Source organism: Bacillus pretiosus (genome assembly GCF_051294775.1).
Lineage (GTDB): Bacteria > Bacillota > Bacilli > Bacillales > Bacillaceae_G > Bacillus_A > Bacillus_A wiedmannii.
Window position 1 is genome coordinate 101,528 of the sequence record NZ_JBPPHF010000001.1, and the last position, 16,509, is coordinate 118,036.

The following is a 16,509-nucleotide window of genomic DNA, read 5'->3' on the forward strand; positions in this document are numbered from 1 at the left end:
CCCCTACTTATATGTTTCTTTGAAGTAGGGGATAGAGTAACTTAGCCGATTGTAATACTATAACGACATGTAAATGTTTCATTCGCTTGTAAAGATTGAATTCCTTTTTTTTCCTTGAAATCTTTTGCTGGATTTACTTCATCAGCAATACCGTACCAAGGTTCAATACATAAGAAAGGTGCGTTCTCACCTGGTGTCCATACGCCAACAAATGGGAAGCCATCAAATTCTACTTTTACAAATTTATTATGTTTATGAGAACGAATAGAGATTTCATCCGTATTCATATTTTCAAAAATAAGCGCATCATTTTTGAATAAATCGTATGTAAGTGGTAATTCATTCGTATTTTCAGCGATTAATTGTTTTTTACTTGAAAGGTAAGGTCCTTCTAATACGCTTGTTTCTAAGCGTTCAGAACCATTAAATGATAAATGATAATCTGTAAATGATTCGCCCTCTAATAAGGGGAAGTTGAACCCAGGATGTGCTCCGATTGAGAAGAACATCTCTTTTGAAGTAGGGTTATTTACTTCATATGTTACATGAACGATTTGTCCGTCTAGCTCATAAGAAACGAGTAATTCGAATTCGTATGGGTATTTTTTTAATGTTTCTTCATTACTAGTTACAATATAAGTGATTTTCGTTTCACCTTGTTCTTGTACAGAGAATGTAAGATCACGAGCAAAGCCGTGCTGTGTTAAAGAATATGGTTTACCATCTACGTAGTATGTATTATCTACTAATCGGCCGACAATTGGGAATAAAATTGGTGAGCGGCGCCCCCAATAAGAAGAATCGCCTTGCCATAAGTATTCAGTGTTATCTTCTTTTAAGCGAACGCTTTGTAATTCTGCACCTTTGTCAGAAATGGAAACGACCACTTTTTCATTTTGAATTGTTGCTGTCATGAAGTGAAACCTCCTAAAACTTTCATATGTTTTATTATACGTTGTCTAAAAGAAAAAAGGTAGTTAATGATAGGAATCTATTGACGAGAGAGTGTGTATTGCGTAGAATATATTCTTGTTGCTTAAAAAACGAATAACGTGGTTCGAAACCATCCCACGTAAAAAAACTAAGGAGATTTTGTCATGAATATAAGAACATTAGTCGGTAATGGTATTTTAGCGGCATTATATATTGCTGTTTCTATGCTTATTCAGCCATTTGGCTTTACGAGTGTACAGTTTCGTATTTCAGAGATGTTTAATCATCTTGTTGTATTTAATAAGAAAGCAATTTACGGAATTGTATTAGGTGTATTTTTAACAAATCTCTTTTTCTCACCTATGATCGCTTACGATTTAGTATTTGGAGTAGGGCAATCTATTCTTGCATTAGTTGCAACGATTATTTCTATGCGATTTATTAAAGGTGTTTGGGCTCGTATGATTTTTAATACAGTTATTTTTACAATTACAATGTTTATGATTGCAATTGAACTTCATCTTGCATTTGATTTACCATTTATGTTGACTTGGTTAACATGTGCCATCGGTGAATTTGTTGTCATGGCAATTGGTATGCCTGTAATGTACTGGATTAATAAACGAGTACAATTTGAAAGATTTATGCAATAGATGAAAGAGCTATTCCTATAGGGATAGCTCTTTTTGTATGTAATCATATTGAATATAATGCTGTGACTCTTGATACAATATAATAAAATAAAGTGAGGCTTTCATTAGCTGACTACATATAAGAAGTCTTATATAAGGGGAATCTAGTATGAAATATAAAATTCATTGGTTGTATAAAACAAAGAGCGGATTGCAGACGGAATTAACGACAGATTATATGAACATAGACGATATATTGCAATTTGCAGAGGATTTCGAGAAAACAGGAAGAGTGAAAGAACTATCATTTTATGATGAAATGGATGCAGAATGGTCATTAAAGGAAATGAAAAAGCTGAGTAAACAAGTGGAGGAAGAGCCCCAAGAAATCCTTGTTTATTTTGATGGCGGTTATGATGTACAGACGAAAGAAGCTGGAGTAGGTATATGTGTATACTATAAAAAAGGAAATACAAAATACCGAATTCGCCGTAATGCATATATAGAAGGTATATATGATAATAATGAAGCGGAATATGCATCATTACTATATGGCATGAATATACTCGAGGAATTCGGAATTAAGTATGAAGCAGTTACACTTCGCGGCGATTCTCAAGTTGTACTGCAGCAATTGGCTGGAGAATGGCCTTGTTATGATGAGCATTTAAATCATTACTTAGATCAAATTGAACAAAAAGCGAAGCAAATGAAACTAAAACTTGTAAGTGAGCCGATATCTAGAAAACAAAATAAAGAAGCGCATCAATTAGCTACGCAAGCATTAGAAGGAACAGTCATTGATAGTCATAAAGAAATAACCGAATAGAGAGGTGCAAAGGTGGATAAAAAGCAACTCATTACAGAGGTAAATGACTTATTAGAAACGTATTGTGAAGGATGTTTCTTGCGAGAACATAATCGAAAGACAAATAGTAAGTATTACGCTCATTCATTTTGTATACGACAATGTACAGTTGGAGAAACATTGAAAAAGTATGGGGAACAGTTATCATGAAAAAACATCCAGAGAAAATTCTCTGGATGTTTTTTAGTGTCTTGCTTCGTTTAGTTGATGCTCGCATTTACTTAATTTCTTTTCCTCATTCATTAAAAATGGCTCATCTAAATCTGTCGCAACAGATTTCATAATTTCAAGCTGAGAGCGAGCGGCTTCTACAGCAGTAGTCGCATGCTCTAATGTATCTGGATCCATTGAAATTGTCGCTGACCCTACCATTTTTTGTGCTGTTTCTACACGGAATTTCACTTCTTCAAAATCATTTACTTCTGATCCCATTATTACTTCCTCCTTTGTATATTGCGCATTTCACATAGTTTTTGCTCTGTAAAACGGAAATATACAAAGGAATAACAAAGGAGGTTACCAAGTAAGGTAACCTCCTGTTATATGTTGGATTAAAGTTTTACTACGTTAGCAGCTTGAGGTCCGCGGTTTCCTTCAGTGATATCGAAAGATACTTCTTGACCTTCTTCTAAAGCTTTGTAGCCGTCACCTTGAATAGCAGAGAAATGTACGAATACATCGTCAGCGCCTTCCATTTCGATAAATCCAAAACCTTTTTCGTTGTTAAACCATTTTACTTTTCCTTGCATGTTACAATTCCTCCTAAAAACATTTGCTTTTTTCATTTAGTGAAATTCATTTGAAAGATAATATAAACTAAAAATGCTATAATCTTGAATATTCTGCTAAATGATTAATTTAAATATACACGAATTGGTAGAAATTAGTCAAGTAAGCGATTTTATTTTTTTGTATTTTTAAATAATTTTTCAGCCGAATTTTTAAATAGGTATAGGACAGGCCGAGTATGTAATATTCTTAATTGAATGCTATACATAATGAGGTGAAAGAAAGAATGAATGAGTCTTATTTATTAGATAATGAAGGAATGAGAACGAGAACTGACATACCAAATTGGGTTACAAAAGAATTTCAAAATTTTTCGAGTGTCGTGCTAGAACCAACTTTCCCATGTTATTTCGGCTTAACAGCTTTGAAAAAGAATGAACTTCGTTATTCATTTCTCTCTCATAATGATTGGAGTCATTTGCCACATACAATGTTATCTTTTTTAGAGTTAATGAAAGAGCGCCCAATTGTAAGAAGAGGATTCTTTCTTTTTGTGGAACCGGAATGTGAGGAACAATCACTGGAATATTATCGTGAGTACTTTTGGAAAGTACTACAATATTTACATGAAAACGATGACCAAACATGGCCGAAGCAAATTCCTGAAGACCCAGACCATTACTTATGGGAATTTTCATTTGGTGGTGAACCGATATTCGCATTTGGAAATGCGCCAGCTTATAAACAACGAAAAACTAGGCATTTAGGAAATTCTCTCGTTATTGGATTTCAACCGCGTACCATCTTTGATGGATTAGAAGGGGAGCGCCCTAAAGGAGCATATTCAAGACAAACGGTCCGAGATCGAGTTGAAAAGTGGGATCAGCTGCCGAAACACCCTAACATTAGTCATTATGGTGATCCAGATCATCGCGAATGGAAACAATACTTCATAGGAGACGATGTAGAGCCGATAAAAGGAAAATGTCCTTTTCTTCATAAGTTAGAAAAGTAAGAGCCATCATCCAGATGGCTCTTTTGCATATTTTGGATAAAAAAGGGTATTTTAGTAGTAAATATTTTGATGAAAGCTAGTCTATTTTTAATCATTACACCATTACTTAATAGTAAAGGAAGTAGAAAGGATAAAGCGATGTTTGGAGCGATTATACAACAAATTGTATTAGGTATTTCATTAGCTGCGCCAGTAGGTCCGATTAATATTGAAATGTTAAAACGAGGAATTGAACGAGGTTTTTGGCATGCATGGGTTGTTGGAATTGGTGGAATGACTGCAGATATTTTGTTTATGCTTCTCATTTATTTCGGTTTATCTTCTGTGTTTATGTATACATATGTACAAGCTTTTATGTATTGTACAGGGTTTTTCTTATTATTTTATTTAGGATTTCAAAGTGTAAAACAAGGAATTTCCCACTCGAATATGGAATATAAAAAGGAAGAGGTAGGTGGCCTTAAACAATCGTTTATGGCAGGTTTTTTAATTGCAATATCCAATCCATTAAATCTTGTTTTTTGGTTTGGTATATACGGAAGTACACTTAGCTCATTGCTTACGAAGGTAACGAAACAAGAAGCCTTTTTGTACAGTCTTTGTATTATCGTTGGCATTATTTTATGGAATTTAAATATTGCTTTTTCTGTCCATTTTGGCAGAACTTTATTAAAGCAAAAAGCACTTGGCTATATAACAGCCGGAGCCGGTATTATTTTAGTAGGATATTCTATCCATTTTGCATACAAAGCTTTACAGTTGTTCACATAAGATTGAAGGGGAGATTTTTATGTATCGAACCACTATTGACGGAAAAGAAATTATTATTACGTTAGCACCCAAAATCCGAAAAGAAATTACTGATAGGAATCCACTATATGAAGCGGTATTTCATAATGCAGCAAGATTACTGCAAACAAAGCAACCAACGTTTGCGTTAAATCATGAAATATTTGGGCTCATTATTGGAGAGGTACAAAGAGGAGAAGTAACAGTGTTTGCGGTGGAACATATTATTCCAAAGCAAAATATATTTGGATCGAACAATTTTTTCTCGACAATAGAGCAGCAGGCAAATTTGTAAAGTGAATAGAATAAAATAAAAAATAGAAGAAATAGTCGTAACGATATGTTGCGGCTGTTTTTTTGGAAAAGGGGGAAGGAAGATGAAGAGAGTGGGGAAAGAGTTCTTTTTACAACATGATATCGTTATTATGTATAGTATTTTATTTATTTTCATCATTATTTTAAAAATGCAATTTTTCACATGGATCGGTATGTTCGCGTGTTTGTTTGGGATTGTTTTTTATACGCTTAACGAATATATGACACATCGGTTTTTATTCCATTTAAAGCCACCTAAAAACGTAGTTTTATTAAAAATGTTAAGAAGATTACATTATGATCATCATGTATATCCAGATGATTTAAAACTATTGTTTTTGCCTGTATGGTTTAGTATACCTAGCTTTACTATATATTTACTTATAGCATATGGTATAACAAAAAGTGCTACTATTACACTTTCATTCGGAATTGGAATGATTATCATGCTTCTCGTTTATGAATGGAAACATTATATTGCACATAAGCCGATTCGTCCGTTCACTAAGTTTGGAAGATGGCTAAAAAAACAGCACATATTACACCATTATAAAAATGAAAAGTTTTGGTTTGGTGTTTCAAATCCAGTATTCGATTTCATATTTGGAACGCTTAAAGATGGGAAAGACGTTGAATTAAGTGAAACAGCTCGTAATTTAGAAAAAGAGAAAAAGACAGAAGTAGTGCGATAAGCACTACTTTTTTTATTTGGAAATTTGCCGGGTGGTAAAACTCCCGCCTCACAATCCGGCAAATATGAGGAAGTTAGATGGAAGATAACTTCCTGTAAAGCTTGACTGGTGAGGAATTGAAGTACGTAATTTTTATGTTGAAAAAGTATATTAAAAACTTAGGAGAAATTGGCGAAAAATGTCTATCGAAAAATCTTTGCAGGAATGTATGGATTGTCTAAAATAGAAATAAGTTTCTGAATATTTATAAAATTTAGTCTTTAGGTATACAAGGGGGAATTGTATTTTCAGTAAGAGAGGGGAATGGGAATGAAAAGAGATGATACATCAGCACGTAAGTTACAAAATGAAGTGAATTATACAGAGGTTGTTCAGTCAGAAGAATTTCAATTGCTATTAAATACGAAAAAGAAGTTTATCGTTCCGATGAGTATTTTCTTTTTAAGCTTTTTTATTGCATTACCTATTTTAACATCGTATTCAAAGGTGCTCAATACACCAGCATTTGGGGATGTTACGTGGGCATGGGTGTTTGCATTTGCGCAATTTATCATGACGTGGTCATTATGTATGATTTATAGCAAAAAAGCAGAATCCTTTGATGAAATCTCGCAAAAAATTCTACAAGATATGCAAAAAGGGAGGGGCTAACTTTGAATATAACTGCTTTTGCATTATTTTTAATCATCGTTCTTGGTACACTCGTCATAACTTATTTTGCGTCGAAGAAAACGAAAAATGCGAGTGAGTTTTATACAGCTGGAGGGGGATTAACTGGTTGGCAAAATGGTCTGGCCATTGCGGGAGATTACATGTCTGCTGCGTCATTTCTTGGTATAGCCGGAGCGATCGCATTAACTGGTTTTGATGGATTCTTTTATAGTATCGGTTTCTTAGTTGCTTACTTAGTTGTATTATACTTAGTTGCAGAGCCACTTCGAAATTTAGGGAAGTACACGTTAGCAGATATGATTGCGGCGCGTTTTGATGCGAAAAAAGTTCGCGGCGTTGCAGCGCTTAATACGATGACGATTTCGATTTTTTATATGATTGCACAATTAGTTGGGGCTGGTGCACTTATTAAATTATTATTAGGGATCGAATATACGACATCCGTTTTAATCGTTGGTACATTAATGACAGTGTACGTTATTTTTGGCGGAATGACTGCGACGAGCTGGGTACAAATTGTTAAGGCTGTATTACTTATGGCTGGTACATTTATTATTTCTGTTATCGTTTTCTCAAAATTTAATTTTAGTGTGACTGAAATGTTCGCTCAAATGAAAACAGCTACGCCATTAAAAGATTCATTTTTAAATCCAGGGGTAAAGTATAAGGATGGTCTTGATACACTGTCTTTAAATTTAGGACTAGTTCTTGGTACTGCCGGATTACCACATATTCTTGTTCGCTTTTTTACAGTACGTGATGCAAAAACGGCACGGCAATCTGTTGTGTACGCTACGTGGTTAATTGGCGCATTTTATATTATGACAATCTTCTTAGGATTTGGGGCAGCAGCATTTGTAGGAAATGAGGCAATTATGAAAGCAAACCCTGCTGGTAATATGGCAGCACCTTTATTAGCTAAAGCGTTAGGTGGAGATTTCTTATTTGCTTTCGTATCAGCAATTGCCTTTGCAACTATTTTAGCTGTAGTGGCAGGCCTTGTATTAACAGCAGCATCAGCATTTGCACATGATTTTTATAATGAAATTATTCGCAAGGGGAAATCAACGGAAAAAGAGCAAGTGTCAATGGCTCGCTATGCGTCTATTGGGGTAGCGGTATTATCCATTATACTAGCGTTATTTGCTCAAACGTTGAACGTAGCATTTTTAGTTTCATTAGCATTTGCAGTTGCAGCGAGTGCAAATCTACCAGTTATATTATTCACAATATATTGGAAACGCTTCAATACAACAGGTGCCATTTCGGGTATGGTCGTTGGTCTTGTATCAGCAATTGTTCTCGTAGCGTTAAGTCCAAATGTTTGGAACCCTGTAGCTGGAAAAGCTATATTTGTTGGGGAAGCGATATTCCCATATACGACACCTGGAATTATTTCAATTCCGCTTGGATTCCTTGCAGCATATTTAGGAACCGTGTTATCTAGTAAGAAAGAAGATGCTGCGAAATTTGATGAGATTCTTGTGAAATCTAATACAGGTCATGGTGTTAGTGATGCATCGTCACATTAAAAAGAGAAGGGCTTTTCGATATATAAGAAAAGCTCTTTTTTTCTTGTAAATATTACTGTATTGTAAGTAGGATTTTGTCTTAATTTTGTGGAATGAAAATAAGCAGGGAGAAAATTAAATCATCATGGCACCAGCACAGCTTTTGTGAAAAATAAGTTGTTATGGAAGGTGGAAGAAATGATGAAAACGAAACAGACTGATGAATTATTAGCAAAAGATGAGCAATATGTTTGGCACGGAATGCGTCCCTTTAGTCCAAATAGTACAATGGTAGGGGCAAAAGCAGAAGGGTGCTGGGTTGAAGATATAGAAGGGAAAAGATATTTAGATGGTATGAGTGGTCTTTGGTGTGTGAATAGTGGATATGGCAGAAAAGAGCTCGCAGAGGCGGCTTATAAGCAATTACAAACATTATCATACTTTCCAATGTCACAATCGCATGAACCGGCTATAAAGCTTGCAGAAAAATTAAATGAGTGGCTTGGAGGAGAGTATGTTATTTTCTTCTCTAATAGTGGCTCGGAAGCGAACGAAACAGCTTTTAAAATAGCAAGACAATACTATGCTCAAAAAGGTGAACCGCATCGTTATAAATTTATGTCACGTTACCGCGGGTATCATGGAAATACAATGGCAACGATGGCAGCGACTGGACAAGCACAGCGTAGATATCAATATGAGCCATTTGCTTCAGGATTTTTACATGTAACGCCGCCAGATTGTTATCGTATGCCTGGAATAGAAAGAGAGAATATTTATGATGTAGAATGTGTAAAAGAAGTAGATCGCGTTATGACATGGGAATTAAGTGAAACGATTGCAGCTTTTATTATGGAACCAATTATTACGGGCGGAGGCATTTTAATGCCGCCACAAGACTATATGAAAGCTGTTCATGAAACGTGTCAAAAACACGGTGCCTTGCTCATTAGTGATGAAGTGATTTGCGGTTTCGGACGTACAGGAAAAGCATTTGGATTTATGAATTATGACGTTCAGCCAGATATTATTACGATGGCAAAAGGGATTACGAGCGCATATTTACCGTTATCAGCGACAGCTGTGAAAAAAGAAATATATGAAGCATTTAAAGGGAAGGGAGAATATGAATTCTTCCGTCATATTAATACATTTGGTGGAAATCCTGCAGCTTGTGCATTAGCGCTTAAAAACTTAGAGATTATGGAAAATGAAAATTTAATTGAGCGATCTACACAAATGGGCTCGCTTTTATTAGAGCAATTAAAAGAAGAAATTGGAGAACATCCACTTGTAGGGGATATTAGAGGAAAAGGCCTACTAGTTGGAATCGAACTAGTAAATGATAAAGAGACGAAAGAACCAATTGATAACGACAAAATTGCAAGTGTTGTAAATGCTTGTAAAGAAAAAGGTTTAATTATTGGACGAAACGGCATGACAACAGCAGGATATAATAACGTCTTAACATTAGCACCACCACTTGTTATTTCAAGTGAAGAAATTGCCTTTGTTGTTGGAACGTTGAAGACGGCGATGGAACGTATTTAATGAATCGAGCGAGCTGTAATATACAGCTCGCTTTTGTTTATTATGTGAAATATGATAAATTTTCAAAGGGAGGGAACTTTTATGAAGAAATATGACCCTAGTCAACATTATCACATCGGGTATTATGAAGATGGATACGATTTAGAAGTGACGGCGTACAAAAGAATAAATGAACCAGTTTGGGACGCTTATATTCCCCACTATGAGGTAGACAATTTTTATAAGAAAGTGGAGAAAATGAAGCTAGGTGAATATATAGATGATTATGGCAGTATGGTGTATTCATTTCGTAATGATATGGATGATGAAGAAGCACGAATTATTTTTGAAAAATGGTTAAAAACGAATAAAATTGTTTAAAGATAAAACGAAAAAGGAGATTGCTATCTTATAAGATAGCAATCTCCTTTTTTATTAAACTTATTTACTTGCTTTCATTGCTTTATCTTTTGCACCAAAAGTGTATTTTAACATTGGTGGTGTAATCATTGTAGTTAAAATAACGACAATAACGATAGCTGTAAAGTAATCTTGTGCTAGTAGACCTGAAGAAAGTCCTGTTCCTGCGATGATAAGTGCAACTTCACCACGAGAAACCATTCCAGCACCGATAATTGCAGAAGACTTAGCGTCAAATCCAGTCATTCGTGCACCAAATCCACAACCAATTAGTTTCGTTAATACAGCGATTACTGTTAATGCTAGGATGAACCAAATTTGATTGCCAATACCGTCAAATGTAATATTCATACCGATACTAACGAAGAATACTGGAACGAACATAGCGTAAGCGATTGGTTCTACTTTCTTTTCTACTTCATGTTTGTAGTTCGTTTGAGAAATAGCGATACCAGCGGCGAAAGCACCGATAATACCAGCAATTCCTAATAGTTCGCCGAAATATGCGAATGAGAAACAGATGATAAGAGCCGCGCTCACGATAGACTCAGATACGCGTAGTGGTGATAACCAGCGCATAATCGCAGGAACACCTTTCCATCCGATTAAAATAATAGAAGCGAAGAATACAACTTTCTTCAAGATAACCATTGTTAAGTTAACATCGTCTGTACCTAAGAAGCTCATTGCAAATGCTAATAAAATAACAACAAGAATGTCATCAAATACAGCCGCGCCAAGCATAGTTGTACTTTCACGTGTTTTCATCTTTCCTAAATCACGAAGTGTTTGTACGGAAATACTAACACTTGTCGCACATAGAAGTAATCCTAAAAATACAGCATTTCCTTGTTCCATTCCCATAACAAGACCAGAAACGTAACCACCTACGAATGGTAGAATGATACCTCCAAGTGCAACAGCTAAAGAAGAATTACGATTTGCATTTAATTCCTCTAAGTCTGTTTCAAGTCCTGCCATAAACATTAAAAGAATAACACCGACATTACTTAATTGTGTTAGAAGCTCTGAATTTTCAATCCAACCTAATATAGCTGGACCGATAACGATACCGACAATTAATTTACCGAGTACAGAAGGTTGACCTAGTCTAACACTAAGGTCACCAGCAAGCTTTGTACTTAATAAAATAAGTGCAATTTGAAAGAAAAATTCGAAATCCATCGGATCATCTCCTCATCATTTTTATTTTTATCATACGATTTCTCGGAATTTGCCTAATGAAAATATGTAAAACCCATTAAACAAAGGGTCTGATTACAAGTTCTTTTGAACTCGTAATTTGAACCTGTAATTAATATATAATAGATTTTACAAAAAATCAATGGAAAAATGGGAGCTTTTTTGGAGAGAAAAGGTGTTATTAGGGATATACATATAAGAATAGCGTGTGAATTTTTATATGTATGAAGCCCTTTTTCATTACAAATAATAAAGCCTAAATACAATTTCAAGAATTATAAATGTGAAAGGGAGGGCTTATCATTTGAAGTCATTAAAAAACAATTTGTCTATCGTTGCTTTAGGTGGAGTAAATGAAATAGGAAAAAATATGTACGCTATTCAATATGAAAATGATATTATCGTTATTGATTGTGGATCTAAATTTCCAGATGAAAGTTTATTAGGAATTGATTTAATAATTCCAGACATCACATACTTACAAGAAAATAAAGAAAAAATTCGCGGGTTAGTCGTGACGCATGGACATGAGGACCATATTGGTGGAATACCATATTTTTTAAAACAACTAAACGTACCAATCTATGCGACGAAGTTAACGTTAGGTTTAATTGAAATTAAATTAAAAGAGCATAATCTTCAAAATGATACAGAATTAATCGTTATTCATGCAGAATCGGAAATTAATTTTGGTTCTATTAAGACGACCTTTTTTAAAACGAATCATAGTATTCCAGATTGCCTCGGTATTGTATTCCATACACCAGAGGGTGCTGTAGTTCATACAGGTGATTTTAAATTTGATTTAACACCAATAAATAATCAACATCCTGATATTCATAAAATGGCTAAAATAGGTAGTGAAGGTGTACTAGCTTTACTATCTGAAAGTACAAATGCAGAACGACCAGGTTTTACCCCATCAGAAAGATCGGTAGGGGAACGGATAGAAGAATTATTTTTGAAAGCTAGCAGAAAAGTAATTATTTCTACATTTGCTTCTAATGTAAATCGTGTTCAGCAAATAGTTGAAGCTTGCATAAAAACAAATCGAAAACTGGCTTTGCTCGGGAGAAGTATGGTAAATGTAGTAGAAGTTGCTCTAGAGAAAGGGTATTTACATATTCCAGACGGCATGTTAATTGAAGCGAGTGAGGTAAATCGTTTAGATCCAAAGCAGGTCGCAATACTTTGTACAGGAAGCCAAGGAGAACCAATGGCAGCTTTAGCGCGCTTAGCTAGTGGAAACTATAGACAAGTGGACGTTTTACCAGAAGATACGGTTATTATAGCCGCAACTCCTATTCCAGGAAATGAGCGTAACGTTTCACGAATTATAGATAATTTATTTGCATTAGGAGCAAAAGTAATTTATGGATCAGGTAGTTCTACTGGAGTCCATGTATCCGGTCATGCATATCAAGAAGAGTTGAAATTGATGCTCACTTTAATGAAGCCAAAGTATTTTATCCCAATTCATGGAGAGTTTAGAATGCTACATCACCATAGTTTGTTAGCAGAATCAATTGGTGTCGAAAAAGAAAATATCTTTATCGTTCGTAATGGAGATGTTGTAGATATAAGTAATGAAGTGGCCATTCAATCTAGAAAAATACAGGCTGGAAATATATATGTAGATGGTTTAGGAATTGGTGATGTTGGAAATGCCTTATTACGTGATCGAAAACAACTTTCAGAAGATGGAATGCTCGTAATAGTTATTACCTTTAATAAAATAGATGGAGAAATTATTTCCGGTCCTGATATTATCTCTCGTGGATTCGTCTATGTTCGTGATTCAGAAGAATTTTTGAAGGAATTAAATAAATTAGCTGTTATTACGATTAATAATTTAAAGAAAGAGAATGTGAATAGCTGGGGTATTTTGAAAAGAGAAGTAAGAGAGGCTTTAGGGAAGTTTATATATACTAACACGAAAAGAAAACCGATGATCCTTCCTATAATAATAGAGGTTTAAGATTTAATAAAAAGAATTCTCTTAGGGGAATTCTTTTTTGTTTTGAAGACAGAATGAACATATAATGAAATAAATAGAAATGGAAGGAAATAAAAGATGTTATTAAATAAACGTTTTACAATTGGAGAAATGGCAAAAATGCATAATATAGCGGAATCTACTTTACGCTATTATGATGAAAAGGGGATTTTTCATCCGTCCATTGTGGACCCGCAAACAAATTATCGCTATTATACGATCGATCAATTTTCACTATTAGATACGATTAAATTTTTACGCCAATTAAATATTCCATTAAAGGAAATTAAGAAATATATTGATGAAAGAAATCCGGCATACGCACTCAATTTACTGGAAAAACAACAAGAAATGATGTTGAAAAAACAAAGAGAAATTGAGTATGCTTTGGCGAAAATGGAACATAAAATTCATTTAATTAAGGAAGCGACAAAAGCAAAAGCTGAACAAATGGTAATTAAAGAGATCCCGCAGCGAAAAATTACAGCAATTGCGGTTGCCCCGAATACGACGGATGATATGTTTGAGTACTATATTCATTCGTTGCAAAAAAATATGAAACAAATGGATGATAGCTTATTTTCTGGAGATATCGGTGTAACAGTTGCGAAAAAAGGATTAATGCAAAATGAGTTTCAAGCATATAGCAGTGTTTTTATTCTTTTAGATTACATGCCTTTTCAAATACATAGTTCAGATGAAATTAAAGAAGGCATGTTTGCCTGTGTATATCATCATGGACCATATGAAGAAACGGATGAAACATATAAGAAGTTAATGAAATATATTGATCAAGAAGGATACGAAGTAAGTGGAGATGCGATTGAGATTGCATTAATTGATTGGTCTGTAACAGAAAATCCAGAGGAGCAAGTAACAGAAATTCAAATTCCTATAATGAAAAAACAAAGCAATAAGTTGTAGGACTCGTATCATTACAAATTGGCCGCAAACATGATAATTAAGTTGCCTATTTTTTAATTCTCTATTGACCTTCAAGTAACTTGAAGGTTTAAACTGTGAACAGAGCATTGAAAAAGGAGCATTTATATGATGGAAACAACAGAAAAGTTAAGAGAAAAACCAATAAAAAGTTTATTTATTTCTTATTTAATACCAGCCGTTCTTGGAATGGTATTAATGTCAGTTAATATTGTGATTGATGCGGTTATGATTAGCAGGGGAGTTGGAGCGAACGGATTAGCGGGAGTAAACGTGGCTATTCCAGCATTTTCAATTTTCTTCTCTATTTCATTGTGGATTGGAATGGGCGGAGCAACGTTATATTCCATTGCACTAGGTGAAAATAAATTAGATAGGGCAAGATCTATTTTTACTCAATCCATGACGGTAGCAGTAATTATCGTAGGTGTTTTAGCAGCGATTTGCTTATGGAGAATAGAAGATTTAGCATACTTATTCGGTGCAAACGAAGTGATTTTACCGTATGCTTTAGACTATTTACACGTATTATTAACATTTGGAATGATATACGTTTTAGAAAATATTTTAAGTACATTTATACGAAATGACGGAAATCCTAATTTAGCAATGGCAGGTCTAGTTGTAACTGCTGTATTAAATATAGTGTTTGACTATATCTTTATTTTCAGTTTTGGATGGGGCGTAACAGGTGCTGCTTCAGCAACTATTCTTTCAGCAGCGATTGGATTCCTTGTATTATTAACGCACTTTTTTAGAAAAAGTAGTATTTTAAAATGGACGAAATTCCATTTTGAATGGGATACAGTTAAACAAATTATGATCATAGGTTTCCCTAGCTTTACAGCAGAAAGTACAGTAGCGATTGTTACGATTGGTTTTAATATTGCATTCGTTCGATATGCAGGAGAAGTAGGAGTCGCTTCTTATGCGATGGTGAACAGTATTCATGCGATGACATTACTATTATTCTTCGGTGTTGGAGCAGCGTTACAACCGATCGCTAGTTTCCATTACGGGGCAAATTTATCAGAAAGATTGCGTGAAGGATTGCAGTTTGCTGTAAAAATTGCAGTTGTACTTGGGGGCGTAGCAATAATTGTCGGATTATTCTTCGGGAAATATATTATTGGTCTCTTTGATGTCCAATCTCCAGAGTTATTGGAGTTAACATTAACGGGTATTAGCTTGTTCTTTATCCAATATGTATTTTTAGGCTATAACATTGTGTATGGAGAGTACTTCCAATCCGTGCGACAAACGAAAAAATCAGTGCTGATTATAATGAGTCGAGGGTTACTATTTATTATTCCATTATTATGGATTATGCCAAAATTATTTGGGATAAACGGAATTTGGCTCGTTATGCCAGTAGCTGAAGTATTGACAGCGATTATTGTATTTACGATGAATCGTATGAAACATCCTGTTCCATTAAATATGGCGGGAGAGAAAGAAGCGATATAATGAAGAAAATCCCCTTGAGCAAGTAAGGGGATTTTTTTACTCTTTTAAACTAATCGCAAAAGATCCATCTGTTTCTTGAACAGACGCGAAAGCAACGCTTTTAATATTAGTGATGCCCTTTTCTTTTAATTCTTTATATAACCACTTTTCGTCCTTATGAATTAACTTTAAGTTATCGTATTGAATTTGCGAATCAACGATAAGGGCAATTGGTAATCCAGCATACGTAACATCTATGTTCAAATCTTTTGGAGTTAATGGTACAAGTTCACGCTTTGGTAAAATGCTAATGGCTCCGTTCGCTTCTAAAATAGCATATTCAATTTCGTGAACACTTGGATATCCTGCGACGCGAAGGTTAGACAGTAGTTCAGCGATTGGATATCTACTTTTTTGTAAGTTTTCAAAAATAATATCACCATGTTTAATTAAAATGATAGGGTGCCCGAGAATAAAACGATTTAGTTTGTTTAGTAAGCTTAATTTTGTAAGAAGCAAATGCAAACATGTAATAACGACCATACCGAGAAAAGCTTGCAAAGCACCAGAGACAGGTATGGCCTGAAAAGCTAAATAAGATAAAAAGATAATAGCACCAAAATCATGAGGAGTTAGTTGTGCTAAAGCTGATTTACCGAGCATTTTAAGTGATAGTAAAAATAAGATGAAAAAGAACGATACGTTACATAAAAAGAGAAGCAATAGAGACACTCCTTCGTGCAAAGTTGTACTTACTGTTCCCGAAAGAAATATAAATATTACTTTCCAGAGGATAAATTAGGCTGAATTGGAATT

The 16,509-nt window shown here is 34.6% G+C and carries 19 protein-coding genes and 1 riboswitch; of the genes, 14 read left to right on the forward strand and 5 right to left on the reverse strand.

Annotated features, from left to right (window positions below; translation table 11 throughout):
- Positions 1 to 41: 41 nt before the first annotated feature.
- Entirely contained in the window at positions 42 to 914 is an 873-nt protein-coding gene (locus ACSG5Z_RS00500) for an aldose 1-epimerase family protein (protein WP_435710387.1), read from the reverse strand.
- 132 nt (positions 915 to 1,046) lie between these two features.
- A riboswitch (PreQ1 riboswitch) is annotated at positions 1,047 to 1,091 on the forward strand.
- A gap of 6 nt (positions 1,092 to 1,097) precedes the next feature.
- Here ACSG5Z_RS00500 and ACSG5Z_RS00505 point away from each other — a divergent pair.
- From ACSG5Z_RS00505 to ACSG5Z_RS00515, 3 genes are all read left to right on the forward strand, one after another.
- Positions 1,098 to 1,586, forward strand: a complete 489-nt coding sequence (locus ACSG5Z_RS00505; protein WP_001026482.1) for a QueT transporter family protein — start codon at positions 1,098 to 1,100, stop codon at positions 1,584 to 1,586.
- Positions 1,587 to 1,734: 148 nt separating this feature from the next.
- Entirely contained in the window at positions 1,735 to 2,394 is a 660-nt protein-coding gene (locus tag ACSG5Z_RS00510; protein WP_435710388.1) for a ribonuclease H family protein, read from the forward strand.
- A 12-nt stretch (positions 2,395 to 2,406) separates the two neighbouring features.
- On the forward strand, positions 2,407 to 2,583 hold the full coding sequence (locus ACSG5Z_RS00515; RefSeq protein WP_000358801.1) for a zinc-finger domain-containing protein: 177 nt from the start codon (positions 2,407 to 2,409) through the stop codon (positions 2,581 to 2,583).
- Positions 2,584 to 2,616: 33 nt separating this feature from the next.
- Here the strand turns inward: ACSG5Z_RS00515 and ACSG5Z_RS00520 are convergent, their stop codons facing one another.
- Complete coding sequence (locus ACSG5Z_RS00520; RefSeq protein WP_000534395.1) at positions 2,617 to 2,865, reverse strand: DUF2564 family protein; 249 nt, start codon at positions 2,863 to 2,865, stop codon at positions 2,617 to 2,619.
- Between the two features lie 119 nt (positions 2,866 to 2,984).
- On the reverse strand, positions 2,985 to 3,182 hold the full coding sequence (gene cspB, locus ACSG5Z_RS00525) for a cold shock-like protein CspB (protein WP_001161731.1): 198 nt from the start codon (positions 3,180 to 3,182) through the stop codon (positions 2,985 to 2,987).
- Positions 3,183 to 3,448: 266 nt separating this feature from the next.
- On the opposite strand from cspB, the gene ACSG5Z_RS00530 reads away from it, so the two are divergent.
- The 8 genes from ACSG5Z_RS00530 (at position 3,449) to ACSG5Z_RS00565 (ending at position 10,067) form a co-directional block, all read left to right on the forward strand.
- Positions 3,449 to 4,177: a YqcI/YcgG family protein gene (locus ACSG5Z_RS00530; RefSeq protein WP_087985587.1), complete on the forward strand. Its 729-nt coding sequence runs from the start codon at positions 3,449 to 3,451 to the stop codon at positions 4,175 to 4,177.
- Between the two features lie 138 nt (positions 4,178 to 4,315).
- Positions 4,316 to 4,948, forward strand: coding sequence for a LysE family transporter (locus tag ACSG5Z_RS00535; protein WP_000466560.1), 633 nt, complete (start codon positions 4,316 to 4,318; stop codon positions 4,946 to 4,948).
- A 19-nt stretch (positions 4,949 to 4,967) separates the two neighbouring features.
- Positions 4,968 to 5,261: a hypothetical protein gene (locus ACSG5Z_RS00540; RefSeq protein WP_000286360.1), complete on the forward strand. Its 294-nt coding sequence runs from the start codon at positions 4,968 to 4,970 to the stop codon at positions 5,259 to 5,261.
- An 82-nt stretch (positions 5,262 to 5,343) separates the two neighbouring features.
- Complete coding sequence (locus ACSG5Z_RS00545; protein ID WP_435710389.1) at positions 5,344 to 5,973, forward strand: sterol desaturase family protein; 630 nt, start codon at positions 5,344 to 5,346, stop codon at positions 5,971 to 5,973.
- Between the two features lie 309 nt (positions 5,974 to 6,282).
- Complete coding sequence (locus ACSG5Z_RS00550; protein WP_000817375.1) at positions 6,283 to 6,624, forward strand: DUF485 domain-containing protein; 342 nt, start codon at positions 6,283 to 6,285, stop codon at positions 6,622 to 6,624.
- Between the two features lie 2 nt (positions 6,625 to 6,626).
- Positions 6,627 to 8,177, forward strand: a complete 1,551-nt coding sequence (locus ACSG5Z_RS00555) for a solute symporter family protein (protein WP_001027730.1) — start codon at positions 6,627 to 6,629, stop codon at positions 8,175 to 8,177.
- Between the two features lie 180 nt (positions 8,178 to 8,357).
- On the forward strand, positions 8,358 to 9,707 hold the full coding sequence (locus ACSG5Z_RS00560; RefSeq protein WP_435710390.1) for an aspartate aminotransferase family protein: 1,350 nt from the start codon (positions 8,358 to 8,360) through the stop codon (positions 9,705 to 9,707).
- 81 nt (positions 9,708 to 9,788) lie between these two features.
- Positions 9,789 to 10,067 (forward strand): DUF3986 family protein, encoded by a 279-nt coding sequence (locus ACSG5Z_RS00565; RefSeq protein ID WP_435710391.1) that lies wholly within the window; start codon positions 9,789 to 9,791, stop codon positions 10,065 to 10,067.
- A 60-nt stretch (positions 10,068 to 10,127) separates the two neighbouring features.
- On the opposite strand, the gene ACSG5Z_RS00570 is transcribed toward ACSG5Z_RS00565, so the two are convergent.
- Positions 10,128 to 11,291, reverse strand: coding sequence for a cation:proton antiporter (locus tag ACSG5Z_RS00570; protein WP_048543422.1), 1,164 nt, complete (start codon positions 11,289 to 11,291; stop codon positions 10,128 to 10,130).
- Between the two features lie 322 nt (positions 11,292 to 11,613).
- Here ACSG5Z_RS00570 and ACSG5Z_RS00575 point away from each other — a divergent pair, with 322 nt between their 5' ends.
- The 3 genes from ACSG5Z_RS00575 (at position 11,614) to ACSG5Z_RS00585 (ending at position 15,714) form a co-directional block, all read left to right on the forward strand.
- On the forward strand, positions 11,614 to 13,287 hold the full coding sequence (locus tag ACSG5Z_RS00575; protein WP_435710392.1) for a ribonuclease J: 1,674 nt from the start codon (positions 11,614 to 11,616) through the stop codon (positions 13,285 to 13,287).
- A 96-nt stretch (positions 13,288 to 13,383) separates the two neighbouring features.
- A complete protein-coding gene (locus tag ACSG5Z_RS00580) occupies positions 13,384 to 14,229 on the forward strand; it encodes a MerR family transcriptional regulator (RefSeq protein ID WP_087985593.1) in 846 nt (281 codons plus the stop codon).
- A 129-nt stretch (positions 14,230 to 14,358) separates the two neighbouring features.
- Positions 14,359 to 15,714, forward strand: coding sequence for an MATE family efflux transporter (locus tag ACSG5Z_RS00585; RefSeq protein ID WP_435710393.1), 1,356 nt, complete (start codon positions 14,359 to 14,361; stop codon positions 15,712 to 15,714).
- A 36-nt stretch (positions 15,715 to 15,750) separates the two neighbouring features.
- Here ACSG5Z_RS00585 and ACSG5Z_RS00590 read toward each other — a convergent pair whose 3' ends face one another.
- The gene (locus ACSG5Z_RS00590) at positions 15,751 to 16,416 is read right to left on the reverse strand and encodes a DUF421 domain-containing protein (protein ID WP_000923941.1); all 666 of its coding nucleotides are present in this window, start codon (positions 16,414 to 16,416) and stop codon (positions 15,751 to 15,753) included.
- Positions 16,417 to 16,509: the final 93 nt, after the last annotated feature.

What these genes read in the sequence shown, in the direction of transcription:
- ACSG5Z_RS00500 (WP_435710387.1), bottom strand. Translation starts at nt 914, where the DNA reads ATGACAGCAACAATTCAAAATGAAAAAGTGGTCGTTTCCATTTCTGAC.
- ACSG5Z_RS00545 (WP_435710389.1), top strand. Translation starts at nt 5,344, where the DNA reads ATGAAGAGAGTGGGGAAAGAGTTCTTTTTACAACATGATATCGTTATT.
- ACSG5Z_RS00520 (WP_000534395.1), bottom strand. Translation starts at nt 2,865, where the DNA reads ATGGGATCAGAAGTAAATGATTTTGAAGAAGTGAAATTCCGTGTAGAA.
- ACSG5Z_RS00530 (WP_087985587.1), top strand. Translation starts at nt 3,449, where the DNA reads ATGAATGAGTCTTATTTATTAGATAATGAAGGAATGAGAACGAGAACT.
- ACSG5Z_RS00580 (WP_087985593.1), top strand. Translation starts at nt 13,384, where the DNA reads ATGTTATTAAATAAACGTTTTACAATTGGAGAAATGGCAAAAATGCAT.
- cspB (WP_001161731.1), bottom strand. Translation starts at nt 3,182, where the DNA reads ATGCAAGGAAAAGTAAAATGGTTTAACAACGAAAAAGGTTTTGGATTT.
- ACSG5Z_RS00570 (WP_048543422.1), bottom strand. Translation starts at nt 11,291, where the DNA reads ATGGATTTCGAATTTTTCTTTCAAATTGCACTTATTTTATTAAGTACA.
- ACSG5Z_RS00550 (WP_000817375.1), top strand. Translation starts at nt 6,283, where the DNA reads ATGAAAAGAGATGATACATCAGCACGTAAGTTACAAAATGAAGTGAAT.
- ACSG5Z_RS00510 (WP_435710388.1), top strand. Translation starts at nt 1,735, where the DNA reads ATGAAATATAAAATTCATTGGTTGTATAAAACAAAGAGCGGATTGCAG.
- ACSG5Z_RS00565 (WP_435710391.1), top strand. Translation starts at nt 9,789, where the DNA reads ATGAAGAAATATGACCCTAGTCAACATTATCACATCGGGTATTATGAA.
- ACSG5Z_RS00535 (WP_000466560.1), top strand. Translation starts at nt 4,316, where the DNA reads ATGTTTGGAGCGATTATACAACAAATTGTATTAGGTATTTCATTAGCT.
- ACSG5Z_RS00540 (WP_000286360.1), top strand. Translation starts at nt 4,968, where the DNA reads ATGTATCGAACCACTATTGACGGAAAAGAAATTATTATTACGTTAGCA.
- ACSG5Z_RS00560 (WP_435710390.1), top strand. Translation starts at nt 8,358, where the DNA reads ATGAAAACGAAACAGACTGATGAATTATTAGCAAAAGATGAGCAATAT.
- ACSG5Z_RS00505 (WP_001026482.1), top strand. Translation starts at nt 1,098, where the DNA reads ATGAATATAAGAACATTAGTCGGTAATGGTATTTTAGCGGCATTATAT.
- ACSG5Z_RS00585 (WP_435710393.1), top strand. Translation starts at nt 14,359, where the DNA reads ATGGAAACAACAGAAAAGTTAAGAGAAAAACCAATAAAAAGTTTATTT.